The sequence below is a fragment of the Enterococcus sp. RIT-PI-f genome (assembly GCF_001297065.1).
In the GTDB taxonomy this organism is placed as follows: Bacteria; Bacillota; Bacilli; order Lactobacillales; family Enterococcaceae; genus Enterococcus_D.
Window position 1 is genome coordinate 72,841 of sequence record NZ_LHOX01000003.1, and the last position, 14,623, is coordinate 87,463.

Genomic DNA, 14,623 nt, shown 5'->3' on the forward strand with positions numbered 1-14,623 from the left:
AGAGAAAGTCCAATTGGCACTTTCTCTGTCATCGATCGATGTTCATTTACGCGATTGGCAGTTGAACCAAAATGATATCTTTGCGTGGTTGTGAAAAAACAATGCCTTTGGCTTCCATTTCTTTGCGGATCGTCACATTGACAGTCACTTGACTGCGGTCTACCTTTAGTAAACGGTGGATGACCGTATCCACTTCTTCACGGCTGATTTTCTTCTTGTTGTTGATCAAGACCAAAGAAATTTGATCATACGTATCGACATACAATATTTGTGTCCGGTCCAATGCGTAAATTTTGTACAGCTTCACAGCTGTTTTATCAAAAATAAATTTGGAGATATTCGGATAAAAAGATTCCATATTTAAGTTTTGGTTTACAGGTGTTTCAATCAGTTTCATCACTATCATCCTCTCATGAAATCAATTCACTTAGAATAAATGTGCCTACACCGCCATTCTCCGCACTGTCAATGGTTCGATCACAAACAGCTTGGATCGCTTGACTTGCATTGGCAACAGCCAGAGAAACATCGACTGCTTCGAACATCGGCAGGTCATTTTCTCCGTCACCAATACCATAACTTTTGGCATCAGGAAAATCCGCTAAAAATGCTCGGATCGCAGCACCCTTTGTTGCTAACGGATCCACAATTTCTAAGGTTTGGACAAAGGATTGGAAGATATCTGCATCTTCTCCTTGGATCAAGGTGCGCAATGCAGCCCGTTTTTCATCAGAGGCTTCCATTAATTCAATTTTCATGACCTTGATCGTAGGATTATTTTGCATATACGCCAAAACATCTTTATGGTGGATACATTCGTTGTAGAAAAAGTTGTACTTATAATCTGCGATCATTTCTCCACGTTCACCCAACTCAGCGATCAGTGCAGCGCGACTGGCTTGGAATTGTGCTTCATAGCGGTGCGCTTCTGGGGAGAGAATCCCTTGATCTGTATGCAGAAAATAAAACACTTGCGCGGCTTCCAAAATATCAATGACCCGAGTCAGTGTCGTGATCGGAACTGTATGAGTCAATACCGGTGCTTGTCCCTTCAGCATCATACCAGCGCCATTACCAAAAATAACGTCACAAGCGATGTCTTCCTCTTGCATCATGTCTTGGACCAATTCCACACCACGGCCTGTAACAAAAACAAAATGATCCCCTTGGTCTTGCAAGGCACGAATGGCTTCTTTGTTGATTGCTGGGATCGGGTGTCCCATTTCTTGAAATGTGCCATCAATATCAGAAAAAATGATTTGCATGTTATCTTCCTTTCTTTGCTATAATTATAGCACAACAAAAAAACAGTAAAACATTTTTCTTGACCTTCTCGTACCGTCAACTTGTATGCTCGATCTATAGGAGGAATCATGATGGAATATAGTATCAGCACCTTAGCCAAATTATCTGGTGTCAGCAGCCGCACCTTACGTTATTATGACGAGATCGGATTGCTGAAACCCGCTGCAGTTTCGGAAAGTGGGTATCGTTTCTATGGCACACAAGAAGCCGACCGCTTGCAGCAAATTTTGTACTTTAAGGCTTTTGGCCTACCATTGGAGACGATCACTTCGATTCTAGATAGTTCCGAAACAAAGATTCACCATACCTTGCAATACCATTATCAGCAATTGGCACAGCAGCGACAAGCGCTCGACGCTTTACTGGCAGCACTGGCTGACACACTTGCCACTTACGAAGGAGAGAAGGAAATGAACGATCAAGAAAAATTTGCATATTTTAAAGAACATACATTAGCTGAGAACGACACTTTGTACGGAGAAGAAGCCAGAAAAACGTATGGTGCACAGACTGTTGCAGACAGTCAAAAGAAATGGCAGGAGATGCCGCAAACAGTCTTTGCACAATTATCCGCCGATGAAGAGAGTTTGATGCGCTTATTGAAGGAATTGCTGCAGGAAAATCCAGCAGATCTTTCATCAGAAAAAGCCCAAACAGCCTTTACGAAACACAAACAATGGCTGAGCCAAGCCGCTCCTTTTTATACACCTGATTACCATCGCAGCTTAGGCGAAATGTACGTGAGTGATCCTCGATTTACCGCTTATTATGATCAACGGGCGGGAACCGGCGCAACCCTTTTGCTGAAACAATTGATCGACTATTATACGCGAACAAATAGCAGCGAAACAAAGTAAAGCATAGAAAAAGACCTCTTGTCACCCACAAGTGATGCAAGAGGTCTTCATTTTTTTGCCATTGGGCGTTGCACAAACGTATACGGAATTTTGAAACTGTCGCTTTTTTCATTGACTGCCAACTGGACGGCCATTTCGCCACAATCTTGTAAATGATAATCAATCGTTGAGAGTTGCAATACATCGCTGATAAACAAATGATCACGGCCAATCACGAGCCATTCGTCTGGCTTGGCTAAATGGATTCCAGCAGCCACACGATCCCCATTCGTAAATATCGCCTCCACACCTTTGTCTGCAAAAAAGACCGCGGCTTCCTTGCCATCTTCTTCCGTCAGACTATCCCAAAAAATCAAGTCTTCCGAAAAAGCCGGAAAATATTCTTTGGCTAATCGAACTGTGATTTTGGAGTTGCTGCTTAGTTTGCGGCTTCTGCCTAGGGTCACCCCAATATTTGTGATCCCCTGTGCCTGAAAGAAAGCAAAGACTTCTCGAATGGATCCTTCCCGATCTATATAGGTACAGCCATCTGGTACTGCTGCGATTTTTTCGCAGAAAATGATCCGTCCATAGGCCAAATAAGGCAATAGCACTTCGATGGGATTGGCACGAGAGGTGATGATCATGGCATCAAAGCTTTTCGCAGCAAATTCCTTGAGATACGCTTCCTCCGCTTGCGGATCATAATTTGTCGGCAGCAATGTCACTTTGTAGCCACGAGAAAATGCAGCTGTTGTGATGCCGCTTAATAAGGCATCAAAATAGGGATGGTTGACAAATGGCAGAATCACACCAATATTTTTGGTTTTGCCGACACTTAAGACCCGTGCCGTATGGTTGGGAATATAATTGACGGCTTGCATGGCTGCCAAGATCTCTCGTCGTTTCTGTTCACTGACATAGGGATTGTTATTAATGACCCGCGACACAGTCGACACTGAATAGCCAGTCATTTTTGCAATATCCCGAATATTTGCCATAGCCTATGCTCCTTACGCGGTTAATTGTTCTTTCATATAGTCTATCACACTTAAGCCGCAAGCATAAAATTGATAGTAATCATTTTTGTACACAAAACCGATTCTTTGCGCACCGAAGTGTTCATCAAAGCGCAGATGTGAAATATCTGCCAGTGAAAGCGCGTATTTTGTGTCAGGCAAAAAACCTTTTGGTTGTGAAAGGACCAATTTCTCTCCATCAAAAAACAAAGATACATAACAGCATTGTTCATCGTTTCTTTTCATATAAGTATTCATGTATACCAATCCTTCCTTCTTTTTGTACCCTAAGCATACGCTATGAAACGCGTCCCAGAGCAAGCCTTTTGTTCAGTTATTTTGACTGCGCTAACCAGCATCCATGTGAATCATTTCGCAAATACATAGATTGTTGATACAATAGGTGATAGGTTGTTGATACTGGTTGTTTTTAAAGGAGGACGTGCTACGTGACGTTAGAGGAAGCATTTTTATTAGATACTTTACGCTGCCGTTTTAAGTATTTAAGAGAGGAGCTGGGCTTCACAACACAAGAAACTGCGCAACACTTGGCTGTGCCTTTGACTGACTATTTAACCTATGAAGAAGGTGAAAGGCTGCCGGATGTTTTGACTATATTACATGCTGCGGCTTTGTATCAGGTATCCGTTGACTATTTGCTCGGGCAAACAGAACAGCCGCGACGCGACGATTAATATCTTGATGGGTCATGCTGCTCAAACGATCGTTTCGATCGTTTTTTTTGTGCACTTATCTAAGAAAAATCAAACTATTCGGTCTTGTTGGCGAAGAAATGCTACAATAAAGCATCATTTACATAAGGAGATTCTATTATCATGACATATGCACTAGAAATAAATGCATTACGCAAAGTCTATGCCACTGGGGTTGAGGCTTTGAGGGGCATCGATCTTACGGTTGAAGAAGGCGATTTTTATGCTTTGCTGGGACCAAATGGGGCTGGTAAATCAACCACCATCGGTATCATCACTTCTTTGGTCAATAAATCTTCCGGTACCGTAAAGGTATTTGGCTATGACTTAGACAAAGAATTGGTTCAAGTCAAACAACAGATTGGTTTAGTCCCACAGGAATTCAACTTTAATCCCTTCGAAACGGTACAGCAAATCGTGGTCAATCAAGCTGGTTACTATGGGGTTTCTCGTAAAGAAGCCTTAGATCGCAGTGAGAAATATTTAAAGCAAGCCAATTTGTGGGAAAAACGTCATGTTCGGGCACGCATGTTGTCTGGCGGAATGAAACGACGCTTGATGATTGCCCGCGCATTGATGCATGAACCGCGCTTGTTGATTTTGGATGAACCGACAGCGGGTGTCGACATTGAGTTGCGCCGTGAAATGTGGACTTTTTTACGCGAATTGAATCAGCAAGGCACCACGATTATTTTGACCACCCATTATTTGGAAGAAGCAGAAATGCTCTGCCGCAATATCGGTATCATCCAATCAGGCGCCTTGATAGAAAACACCAGTATGAAAGAACTATTGGCGAAATTACAATTTGAAACCTTCTTATTTGATATTGCGCCAGTCCCCACTGCACCGGTGATCACAGACTATGTCAGCCAAATGGAAGACCCGCAGACAATCGCTGTTGAAGTTGCGCGAGATCAAGGGGTCAACGATTTGTTTCGCCAATTTAGCGATCAAGGTGTGACTGTCCTCTCAATGAGAAATAAATCCAATCGTTTAGAAGAACTATTTTTGAAAATTACAGAAGAAGCGCACGAAGCGGGGGAAAAACATGTTTAGTCTTTATTTTACTGCATTAAAAAGTTTAGCGGCCAAAGAAACCAACCGTTATTTGCGGATCTGGGTCCAGACTCTGGTTCCGCCAGTCATCACCACTTCTCTTTACTTTATTATCTTCGGCAAGATGATTGGCAGCCGAATTGGTGATATGGGCGGCTTTTCTTACATGGAATTTATCGTGCCTGGTTTGATTATGATGTCCACGATCACAAGTTCTTATTCCAACGTATCTTCTTCTTTTTTCTCTCAAAAATTCCAGAAAAATATTGAAGAATTACTGGTTGCACCGGTACCGACACATGTCATTATTTTGGGTTTTGTTTTTGGCGGCTTAGGTCGGAGTGTCTTGGTAGGGATCTTAGTGACTATTATTTCCCTCTTTTTTGTTCCACTCCATGTCTTTTCTTGGACCATCGTTGTACTGACATTACTTATGACAGCGATTCTCTTTTCACTGGCTGGCCTATTGAACGGCATTTTTGCCCAATCTTTTGATGACGTATCAATCGTACCTACATTTGTCTTACAACCTTTGACTTATTTAGGTGGCGTTTTTTACTCGATCAGTATGCTGCCACCAATTTGGCAAGCCGTTTCTAAAGTAAATCCCATCGTCTATATGATTTCAGGATTTCGTTATGGCTTTTTAGGAACGATCGACGTTCCTATTCTCTTATCGATCAGCATTCTAGTCCTCTTTATTGCCGTTCTGTATGGCGTGTGTTGGTATTTGATCGAAAATGGCCGTGGATTGAGAAGTTAGTTTCAACAAAAATAAAAGGCGTGGCTCTTACGAGTCGCGCCTTTTATTTTGCTTGAATATTAAGCATTTAATATAACTTTTTCTAATAATGCTCCTGCTTGGTGCATACCTTCTAAATTCTTCACGCCTGAAAATTTTTGGACCTGATTCATATTGGTGATCAGCACGATAACCATGGTTTCTTTCCCTTGCTTTTTGATGAAATCCAAGTCCATTTGGGCCAATCTTGTTTGTGCTGTTACTTGATCCCCTTCTTTAACAAAGACATCAAATCCTTGCCCATCTAATGATACTGTGTCAATGCCCATGTGGACTAACACGTCAGCACCATTTGGTGTTTTGATCCCTATAGCATGTTTTGAAGGAAATACAGACGTGACTTCACCAGCTACTGGTGCGTAAATCGTGCCATTTTCTGACTGAATCGCATAGCCTTCGCCCATCATTTTTGTAGAAAAAACCTCATCCGGTACATTCTCTAATGGAATATATGCACCTTCCGCAACAGCATGCAAATCGATCTCATTGGTAAAGCTGGCTTCATCCGTTTGTTTGGGAATAAGGAAGAATGTAATTGTAAAAGAAGTTGCGATAGCAATAATGATCCCCAATACAGCAAAGATGAAAGATTCGCCGATATAAGCCGGCAAACTAAAAATACTTGAGAGAATATACCCATAGATTCGAACATCGAAAAAACTGATAAAGGCTGAGGCAATCGAACTACCGATCGTTGCGGCCAAAAAGGCTTTCTTATATTTAGATAAGATTCCAAACAATGCTGGCTCAGTAATACCTAAAATCCCTGATACAGCTGAAGATAAGACGATTGATTTTTCTTCTTTTGTATGGACTTTGAAGTAGATTGCTGACGTCGCTCCTGTGATAGCCATATTAGCCATAAACATCATCGGCATCAACATATCATAGCCTTGATTGGCAAAATTTTGCAGCGCAATCGGCGTCATCGCGTGGTGCAATCCTGTAAAAATAGCAATGGGCCGAATTGCCCCAACCACGATTCCAGCTAATACTGGCGAAATGGCAAACAATCCTTCAACACCCTCAGCGAGTAAATTCCCTAAATGTATACTGATTGGTCCAATGATTGTCAAGGTTACCAAACCTGCCACGAATAAAGAGATGGTCGGTGTAAAGACTGTCCGCAATACTTGAGGCAAGATTTTATCAACCCAACGATAGATATAGCTCAGCGCTAATACTGCGAAAATGATTGGAATCACCGTACCAGCATAATTGAAGACTGGGACTGGTAAGACGCCGAACAATTTGAATGCAGCTATCTCCCCGTCTGCTACTGCATTCGTCATCGTCGGAAATTGCAGTGTAGCAGCAATCGCGATTGCAAGATATTGATTGGTTTTAAAAATACGTGCAGCTGAAGCAGCTACGAAAAATGGTAAGAATGTAAAGACACCGCTGGCAATCATATCAATGACTAAATACGTATCCGTTTGGTTGGAAATAACATTTAACGCCACTAAACCTGCCATTAGCCCCTTGATCATACCAGCGCCGGCAATCGCAGGTACGATGGGACCAAATACACCAGATACAGTATCCATAAATAGCGACACCGCGCCTTTTTTCTCAGCACTTGGTTGTTGACTGTTATCGTCAAGACCTAATTTTTTTGCTAAAGGTCCATAGTAATCGTCGACATCCGTACCAATCACTACTTGCAGTTGATTGCTTTGGTATTTGGTTCCTACAACTTTGGGTGTTTTTTCCAAAGCCGGATAATCTACTTTCTGAGCATCTTTTAAATCAAAACGCAAACGTGTCATGCAATGCCAAGCATTGTTGATATTGCCTGCACCACCAACATCTTTGATGATCTGTTCAACGATTTCTTCTTTTGTCATCTTTTACAATCCTCCTAATCATGAGTGAACGGTTCTGCTTGCATATGCGCGGCCTTAGCAGGTGTTTCCGTTTTCATTCACATAGTAGCATGTCATTTCAAAGTTGTAAAACCAGTCCTTTTCAACGAATAAATCATATAAACGTTGATATATAAACGTTAATTTAAATAAACACATAAAATTGGACTGTTTATATACTTCATATCCCGTTGTTTTTTAGACCAAATTGACAGCGGTTGCCAGACATGTTTCAATGAGTTTAGCAATTAGAGAATATATTGGAGTGATTCAAATGACACCAACTATCATCACAGATATAAAGACTTATGCAATCAAACCAGATCGGCACAACCTTGTTGTTGTCAAAGTAGAAACCAATAAAGAAATCACTGGCTTAGGTTGCGCAACTTTTCAATTTCGACCATTAGCTGTCAAGACCGTTGTAGATGAGTATTTGCGTCCTTTATTGATTGGCAGAGATGCGAACGAAATCGAAGATCTTTGGCAAGTTATGAATGTGAATTCTTATTGGCGGAATGGACCAATCACAAATAATGCCATTTCTGGCGTGGACATGGCATTATGGGATATCAAAGGAAAGCTGGCAGATATGCCATTGTATGCACTCTTAGGCGGAAAAGCCCGAACGGCGATCCCAGCCTATACCCATGCTGTTGCGGATGACTTAGCTGCTCTTTTTCAAGAGATTGATCGCTTTTTAGCTGATGGCTATCGTTATATTCGTTGTCAACTTGGCTTTTATGGTGGCAACCCCAGTCAATTACAGACCCCTGAAGCACCATTAGCTGGTTCCTATTTTGATCAAGGTCAATACATGGATACGACATTAGGGATGTTTGCAGCCATCAAAGAAAAATATGGCAACAAATTTCAAATGCTGCATGATGTGCATGAACGGTTGCATCCAAATCAGGCAATTCAATTTGCAAAGGCTGCTGAACCTTATAATCTATTCTTCCTAGAAGATATCTTGCCCCCAGACCAAAGTACTTGGTTGGCTCAATTACGCAGTCAATCGGCAGTACCAATTGCAACAGGAGAGTTGTTCAACAACCCCATGGAGTGGCAAGCATTGGTCAAAAACCAGCAGATTGACTTTATGCGCGCCCACGTATCTCAAATCGGCGGTATCACCCCTGCACTAAAATTGGCCCATTTTTGTGATGCGATGGGGATCCGTATTGCTTGGCATACGCCATCTGACATTAGCCCCGTCGGTTTAGCTGTCAACACACACTTAAACATCCATCTGCATAATGCAGCGATACAAGAAACAATAGAGATACCAGCCAACACACAATCTCTATTTGGCGGGAGTCCAGAACCTAAAGACGGCTTCTTCTATCCGATTGAGCGAAGTGGCATCGGTATTACATTTGATGAAGAGGCAGCCGCTGAATTTCCTGTCGTCTATCGTCCCCATGAGTGGACCCAAAGCAGGACGCCAGATGGCACTTTGATCACACCATAAAATTTTGACATATAAAAAAACAGACTATCTCATTCACTCAGTCAGCGATTGCCGTTGGCTTTTGAATGTCGATGGTCTATTTCTTTGTTGTGAAATGGTCTAATCGATTCTTGAGCGATGAATCTCACGATCAAACGGCCGAATATACGTTACACCATAATCGATGGCAATAATATTGCTGAATTCGTATACGCGACCATCCTCCAAGATTGCCCGATTCGTAATTTGCATCGCAGGCGTGCTTCGCTTACACAAAAGGATCTTCGCCTGAACCGCATTAACAGTGATGGGTGTATAGCTACTGATATAGTGGGAAATACGATAGCCGCAACTTTCCACATAGTTTTGAATTGAGTGTTCCACCACTTCTTGTGTCAGCTGAGGAAACAAACGGACCGGTAACTTAGAAGTTTCTAACTGTTCAATTTTATAGTTCACGATTCGCACACGTTCAAATGTCCATACTTCATCGTTGGGTTCTAGTTGGAAAATTTTTTGCTCATCTGGAGTTGCCTTTGTTCTTTGTAATGAAATCATTTTAGAATGAATACGATCATAAGGTGTTCGGGTCAACGAATTGAAAATCAGTGGGTTTTTGACCCATTTTTCATGAATAAAGATTCCTGAGCCTTGCACCACGCGAACGATACCAATCTCTTCAAGATTCTTGATTGCTTGCTGAATCGTGAATCTTGACACGCCATACTGTTTGGCTAAATCTCTTTGATTCGGCAACTTCCCCTCAGCAAACTGCTCTTGATAAATTTTACTTAACAAATCTTGAACAATAAACTCTCTTTTTTTCATATATGCTCCTCATCATCTTTAATATAAGCATCTCATGCCATTATCCTTCTCAATGTTGTTCTAAGTCAGCAGCAGGTATCTGCCAACTGCAAGCTTTCATATCGACACGGCCATTCGATTTGAACAAAATGCCTTCAGCCATCAAGGCAGCGCGTCTGTCTTCTGCCGACGACCCGACTAACACGCCATCTGCCCTGACAACACGGTGTGCAGGTAAATCACTGGGACTTAATTTCATTGCACGACCCACTGCTCGTGCTTGATTCATCTTTCCTAAATACCATGATATTTGGCTATAGGACACTACTTTTCCGTATGGTATCTTTTCCACTAAAGCATATACTTCTTCATAAAATGGATTCAATCACTACACCTCGTCCTGTATTTAGCGCTTATCTTAGTATCCTACTGGAAAATCCGTCATTCGTAAATCAAAAAAAACTACAGCGGTAAAACGAATCACCGGTTTTATCGCTGTAGTGAGTTTCCTATATTCATTGTCCAAAGTGAAAATAATTTTTTGCATTCTGATAGGCGATTTTTTCTACAATTTCACCTAAATATGGCAAGTCCTCTGGCAACTGTCCATCTTCTACCCACTCACTGATTACTTGGCACAAGATCCTCCGAAAATACTCATGCCGCGGATAGGATAAAAAGCTGCGAGAATCTGTCAGCATTCCTACAAAGTTCCCGAGTATCCCCCCTTCAGCTAACGTCGTCAACTGATGCCGCATACCGGAGTATGTATCGTTGAACCACCAAGCTGATCCGAGTTGCAACTTCCCTTGGATCTCTTCTTGGAAGCAACCCATCAAGGCAGTGAGGGAGACATAATCTTTCGGGTTCAATGAATATAAAATCGTTTTTGGCAATTTGCCCTGGCATTGCAATTGGTCAAACAGGCGACTGACGCCCTTTTCCAATCGACCATCCCCCATAGCATCCCCACCACTATCCGGCCCTACATGCGTCATCAAAAGACCGCTATTGTTTCGCGTAGCTGATAAATGTAATTGTGCTGTCCATTCATGGTCAGCGTATAGCTTCATCAACTCAACGAGCAGTCCAGATTGGTAGGCCATGATTTCCTCACTAGACAAGGGATCACCCGCCATTTTTTTCGCAAAAATAGCAGTATTTCGCTCCTGATCATAGCGACTATCAGCCAATTGTGCCAAACTATGATCTGATAATCGGCACCCATGGCGATGGAAATAAGCAACTCGATTCGCTAGTGCTGTTATTAATTGGGGATATGTTTGAATAGATATATGCGAAACCTCAGATAGTTTCTGCAAATAGTCCGTATATTCAGGCAAGTGGATGTTTAATGCACGGTCTGGTCTGAATGTCGGATAGATAGCGAAAGACTCATTTTTCAGCTGTTGATGATACAGCAAATCATCCACAGGATCATCTGTCGTGCAAATGACCGATACGTTCATTTTTTTGATCAATTGTCTTGGTGTATAGTCTTTTTCTGTTAATTTTTGGTTGGCTTTTTCCCAAATAATGGCTGCATTTTCTTTTGCCAGCAGCGCTTCGATGCCAAAAATCCGTTTCAATTCAAGATTGGTCCAAATGTACAGCGGGTTGCCAATACATAATTCGATTGTTTCGGCCCATGCAGCAAACTTGTCATAATCAGAGCCATCCCCTGTAATCAAGGTTTCTGGCACCCCATTCGCACGCATCAACCGCCATTTGTAATGGTCGCCGGCTAACCAAGCTTCTGTGATATTTCTAAAAGGCTGATTTTCATAGATTTCCTTTGGATCAAGATGACAGTGATAATCAATAATCGGCTGATCCTTTGCGTATCCATGATACAGCTGTTTGGCAATATCATTTTTCAACACAAAATTTTCGTCTAAAAACATGCGCTCCGCCGCCTTTCTTATCTGCCGATTGCTTTATCGATAGCCTCCCAAAGGCCCAGTAAATAAGAAGCACCAATGGCACGATCGAACAGACCATAGCCTGGACGCCCTGTTTCTCCCCAAATCATTCGTCCATGATCTGGACGAATATACCCATCAAAACCATTGGTGTACATTGCTTCTAATATTTTGTACATATCCAATGACCCCTCAGAAGACAAATGTGGCGCCTCATAAAAATCTTTGTCATTTCCCAAATATTTGATATTACGTACATGGGCAAATGGAATCCGACCCCGGCGACAGAATTCAGCCAAGATTTGATAGACATCGTTGCCTGGGTCCTCCGCAATACTTCCCGTACACAATGTGATACCGTTCGACGGACTATCCACAACACGACAGATCCAGTCTAAGTCATCACGATTCTTGACCACTCGCGGCAACCCAAAGATCGAATAGGGTGGGTCATCAGGGTGGACAGCCATCTTGATCCCAACTTCTTCACATGTGGGAATGATTGCTTTCAAGAAATAAGCAAAATTCTCTCTTAACTTGTCGTCATCGACATCCTGATATGCGTCAAACAATTCTTTCACATGGGCCAAACGTTCCGGCTCCCAACCAGGTAATGTATAGCCTGAACTCGATTCTTCAACTTCCTTCACGATTTCTTCAGGATCCTTATCGATACCTGCCTTTTCAAAAGCCATCGTGAAAGAGCCATCAGGCAGCTGATAGTTAAGGTCCGTTTTGATCCAATCAAAAATCGGCATGAAATTATAGCAGATGACCTCGATTCCGAAAGCAGCCAAATTGCGGATCGTTTCTTTGTAGTTTTCAATATATTGATCTCTCGTTGGTAAACCGATTTTGATATCATCATGGATATTCACACTTTCAATTACTTTCAGGGTCAAGCCAGCATGCTCAATTTCCGCAACCAAAGAAGCGATCCGGTCTCTAGGCCAAACCTCACCAGCTGGAATATCAAATAATGTGCCAACGATGCCTTTCATTCCCGGAATCTGCCGAATATCTGCCAATTTGATTTTATCATTTTCTTTGCCATACCATCTAAATGTCATTTCCATTGTTCTGATACGCCTCCTACAGTTTCATGTAATATCTGACGGACCGCACCAGGGCCTGTCAGCATTTGTTCAAAATAAGCTTGTACTTTTTCGCCAAGTCCAGTTTTGTATAAGTCAAGACCAAAAAGTGTTTCGTTCTTTAAAATAGGCTGAATAAATACTGCAGTATCCATCGCTTCTCCCATTTTGATGGCTGACAATTGCGCTTGCAATTCTGGCAACAATGGATCTGGACTTACCTTGAAGGACTGCCCTTCATCATCGATTGCCAACAAATACCGCAGCCAACCTGCTATGGCCAATGGAATAAACTGTAGTTCATCCACACGTTGATTTTCCACATATTTTTTGATGGTTTCACCAAAACGGATCGCCATCTTTTGCGACGTATCTGCCGCAATCCGTTGGGGGGTGTCTGGAATCAATGGATTAGGCAATCTCAACCCAATGACTTCATCAATAAATGCTTTCGGTTGGATAATACCAGGGTCTTCAACCACCGGTAATCCTTCTATATAACCAACTCCTTTGACAAGTCGAGAAATATCTTGGTCTGCCATTTCTTCTGCAATCGTCTGAAAACCGAGCAGACAACCAAATATTGACATAGCTGTGTGCAATGGATTTAAACAAGTTGTTACTTTCATGACATCTGCTTTATCAACAACTTCTCGGCTCGTTAGGATCACCCCGCCTTTGGCTAAATCAGGGCGACCATTAGGAAAGTCGTCTTCGATCACTAAATAATGGGTTGCCTCTGTATTCGCAAATGGGGCAATATTTGTTCCTTTGCTGGTCCAGATCAATGACAGCCCTTCGATTCCTTCTTGAGTCAGCTGATCTAAGACTACTTGCGAAGGATTAGGGGTGATTCGATCAATCATTGACCATGGGAAAGAAATCTTTTCTTTGTCACTTAAATACGCAACAAATGCTTGTGGAACATGGCCTTTCGCTACCCATTCTTGGGCAATCGTCAAGATTGCTGTTTGGAATCGTTGGCCATTTTGAGAAAAGTTATCCGTTGAAATCAAAGCCAATGGCGCAGCCCCTGATTGAAAGCGATCCCATAACAAACTAACCAAAATACTCATTGTATGTGTTGCTTCATGAGGTCCCGCAATGATATCCTGTTCGACTGGTTTTAGATATGCACCTGTGCTTGTTGTTAAACCATAGCCTTTCTCCGTGATGGTGACCGTCACCATTTGCAAGGCTTTATTTTGAAAAACCTCTCTGACTGCTTGATAACTTTCTACGCGGGAAGGATGGCAAAAGTAGCTTGCAGCTGTTGACTGTAATAATTTCTGCTCAAAGTGCCCTTTTTCGTGCATGATCACTTCTAATATATCTTGCTGGTATGGTGTATATACTTGATCGATCACCTCTTCATCAAACGTTTCGCAAACAATAATACCCGATTCGAGAAACCCTTGATCAATCAAAGTTTGGGCAACTTCCGCATGAAATGCACGATACAAATTCCCTCCACCGAAATGCACCCATCGCGGCTCTTTTTTCGTATTTTTGATGACTTCATTTTTGTCCTTCTTTGGTAGTTGAACCTCTGCTGCATGTAAAATCTTTAAATCAAACACATAAACGCCCCTTCTCTAACTGATATATTAGTATTTTAGTTCACCTTCTAAAAAATTGCAACCCTTTACAAAAACTCAATCAAAATATATACTAGTTTATATTTTGATTGATGATTCAATAACTTAAGACATCGCAGTTGATGGTCGATTTTGTCATCTTAATGTTCA

General features: G+C 42.0%; 15 protein-coding genes. 5 read left to right on the forward strand and 10 right to left on the reverse strand.

Annotation, left to right across the window (positions count from 1 at the left end; translation table 11 throughout):
• Window positions 1-46 precede the first annotated feature (46 nt).
• Both AEQ18_RS00745 and AEQ18_RS00750 read right to left on the reverse strand, forming a co-directional pair.
• On the reverse strand, window positions 47-397 hold the full coding sequence (locus AEQ18_RS00745) for a DUF1827 family protein (protein WP_054114455.1): 351 nt from the start codon (window positions 395-397) through the stop codon (window positions 47-49).
• 13 nt (window positions 398-410) lie between these two features.
• A complete protein-coding gene (locus AEQ18_RS00750) occupies window positions 411-1,265 on the reverse strand; it encodes an HAD-IIB family hydrolase (RefSeq protein ID WP_054114456.1) in 855 nt (284 codons plus the stop codon).
• Window positions 1,266-1,376: 111 nt separating this feature from the next.
• Between AEQ18_RS00750 and AEQ18_RS00755 the strand changes: the two genes are divergently transcribed.
• A complete protein-coding gene (locus AEQ18_RS00755; RefSeq protein ID WP_054114457.1) occupies window positions 1,377-2,162 on the forward strand; it encodes a MerR family transcriptional regulator in 786 nt (261 codons plus the stop codon).
• A gap of 47 nt (window positions 2,163-2,209) precedes the next feature.
• Here AEQ18_RS00755 and AEQ18_RS00760 read toward each other — a convergent pair whose 3' ends face one another.
• Together AEQ18_RS00760 and AEQ18_RS00765 are read right to left on the reverse strand one after the other, a co-directional pair.
• A complete protein-coding gene (locus AEQ18_RS00760) occupies window positions 2,210-3,142 on the reverse strand; it encodes a LacI family DNA-binding transcriptional regulator (RefSeq protein ID WP_054114458.1) in 933 nt (310 codons plus the stop codon).
• Window positions 3,143-3,154: 12 nt separating this feature from the next.
• The gene (locus AEQ18_RS00765; protein ID WP_054114459.1) at window positions 3,155-3,418 is read right to left on the reverse strand and encodes a hypothetical protein; all 264 of its coding nucleotides are present in this window, start codon (window positions 3,416-3,418) and stop codon (window positions 3,155-3,157) included.
• A gap of 191 nt (window positions 3,419-3,609) precedes the next feature.
• On the opposite strand from AEQ18_RS00765, the gene AEQ18_RS00770 reads away from it, so the two are divergent.
• From AEQ18_RS00770 to AEQ18_RS00780, 3 genes are all read left to right on the forward strand, one after another.
• Window positions 3,610-3,855: a helix-turn-helix domain-containing protein gene (locus AEQ18_RS00770; RefSeq protein ID WP_054114460.1), complete on the forward strand. Its 246-nt coding sequence runs from the start codon at window positions 3,610-3,612 to the stop codon at window positions 3,853-3,855.
• A gap of 141 nt (window positions 3,856-3,996) precedes the next feature.
• Complete coding sequence (locus AEQ18_RS00775; RefSeq protein WP_054114461.1) at window positions 3,997-4,932, forward strand: ABC transporter ATP-binding protein; 936 nt, start codon at window positions 3,997-3,999, stop codon at window positions 4,930-4,932.
• Window positions 4,925-5,695 carry an ABC transporter permease gene (locus AEQ18_RS00780; protein WP_054114462.1) on the forward strand — a complete coding sequence of 257 codons (771 nt, stop codon included), beginning with the start codon at window positions 4,925-4,927 and terminating at the stop codon, window positions 5,693-5,695. The genes AEQ18_RS00775 and AEQ18_RS00780 overlap by 8 nt, the downstream gene beginning before the upstream one ends.
• A 59-nt stretch (window positions 5,696-5,754) precedes the next feature.
• Here AEQ18_RS00780 and AEQ18_RS00785 read toward each other — a convergent pair whose 3' ends face one another.
• Entirely contained in the window at window positions 5,755-7,581 is a 1,827-nt protein-coding gene (locus tag AEQ18_RS00785; RefSeq protein ID WP_054114463.1) for a glucose PTS transporter subunit IIA, read from the reverse strand.
• Between the two features lie 292 nt (window positions 7,582-7,873).
• Here AEQ18_RS00785 and AEQ18_RS00790 point away from each other — a divergent pair, with 292 nt between their 5' ends.
• On the forward strand, window positions 7,874-9,073 hold the full coding sequence (locus tag AEQ18_RS00790) for an enolase C-terminal domain-like protein (protein ID WP_054114464.1): 1,200 nt from the start codon (window positions 7,874-7,876) through the stop codon (window positions 9,071-9,073).
• Between the two features lie 99 nt (window positions 9,074-9,172).
• Here AEQ18_RS00790 and AEQ18_RS00795 read toward each other — a convergent pair whose 3' ends face one another.
• From AEQ18_RS00795 to AEQ18_RS00815, 5 genes are all read right to left on the reverse strand, one after another.
• On the reverse strand, window positions 9,173-9,880 hold the full coding sequence (locus tag AEQ18_RS00795) for a GntR family transcriptional regulator (RefSeq protein WP_054114465.1): 708 nt from the start codon (window positions 9,878-9,880) through the stop codon (window positions 9,173-9,175).
• Between the two features lie 49 nt (window positions 9,881-9,929).
• Complete coding sequence (locus tag AEQ18_RS00800) at window positions 9,930-10,244, reverse strand: MGMT family protein (RefSeq protein WP_054114466.1); 315 nt, start codon at window positions 10,242-10,244, stop codon at window positions 9,930-9,932.
• Window positions 10,245-10,374: 130 nt separating this feature from the next.
• Window positions 10,375-11,763, reverse strand: a complete 1,389-nt coding sequence (uxaC, locus tag AEQ18_RS00805) for a glucuronate isomerase (protein WP_054114467.1) — start codon at window positions 11,761-11,763, stop codon at window positions 10,375-10,377.
• A gap of 17 nt (window positions 11,764-11,780) precedes the next feature.
• Complete coding sequence (gene uxuA / locus AEQ18_RS00810; protein WP_054114468.1) at window positions 11,781-12,857, reverse strand: mannonate dehydratase; 1,077 nt, start codon at window positions 12,855-12,857, stop codon at window positions 11,781-11,783.
• Window positions 12,848-14,455 carry a mannitol dehydrogenase family protein gene (locus tag AEQ18_RS00815; RefSeq protein ID WP_054114469.1) on the reverse strand — a complete coding sequence of 536 codons (1,608 nt, stop codon included), beginning with the start codon at window positions 14,453-14,455 and terminating at the stop codon, window positions 12,848-12,850. The genes uxuA and AEQ18_RS00815 overlap by 10 nt, the downstream gene beginning before the upstream one ends.
• Window positions 14,456-14,623 lie beyond the last annotated feature (168 nt).

What these genes read in the sequence shown, in the direction of transcription:
- AEQ18_RS00745 (WP_054114455.1), bottom strand. Translation starts at nt 397, where the DNA reads ATGAAACTGATTGAAACACCTGTAAACCAAAACTTAAATATGGAATCT.
- AEQ18_RS00750 (WP_054114456.1), bottom strand. Translation starts at nt 1,265, where the DNA reads ATGCAAATCATTTTTTCTGATATTGATGGCACATTTCAAGAAATGGGA.
- AEQ18_RS00755 (WP_054114457.1), top strand. Translation starts at nt 1,377, where the DNA reads ATGGAATATAGTATCAGCACCTTAGCCAAATTATCTGGTGTCAGCAGC.
- AEQ18_RS00760 (WP_054114458.1), bottom strand. Translation starts at nt 3,142, where the DNA reads ATGGCAAATATTCGGGATATTGCAAAAATGACTGGCTATTCAGTGTCG.
- AEQ18_RS00765 (WP_054114459.1), bottom strand. Translation starts at nt 3,418, where the DNA reads ATGAATACTTATATGAAAAGAAACGATGAACAATGCTGTTATGTATCT.
- AEQ18_RS00775 (WP_054114461.1), top strand. Translation starts at nt 3,997, where the DNA reads ATGACATATGCACTAGAAATAAATGCATTACGCAAAGTCTATGCCACT.
- AEQ18_RS00780 (WP_054114462.1), top strand. Translation starts at nt 4,925, where the DNA reads ATGTTTAGTCTTTATTTTACTGCATTAAAAAGTTTAGCGGCCAAAGAA.
- AEQ18_RS00785 (WP_054114463.1), bottom strand. Translation starts at nt 7,581, where the DNA reads ATGACAAAAGAAGAAATCGTTGAACAGATCATCAAAGATGTTGGTGGT.
- AEQ18_RS00790 (WP_054114464.1), top strand. Translation starts at nt 7,874, where the DNA reads ATGACACCAACTATCATCACAGATATAAAGACTTATGCAATCAAACCA.
- AEQ18_RS00795 (WP_054114465.1), bottom strand. Translation starts at nt 9,880, where the DNA reads ATGAAAAAAAGAGAGTTTATTGTTCAAGATTTGTTAAGTAAAATTTAT.
- uxaC (WP_054114467.1), bottom strand. Translation starts at nt 11,763, where the DNA reads ATGTTTTTAGACGAAAATTTTGTGTTGAAAAATGATATTGCCAAACAG.
- uxuA (WP_054114468.1), bottom strand. Translation starts at nt 12,857, where the DNA reads ATGGAAATGACATTTAGATGGTATGGCAAAGAAAATGATAAAATCAAA.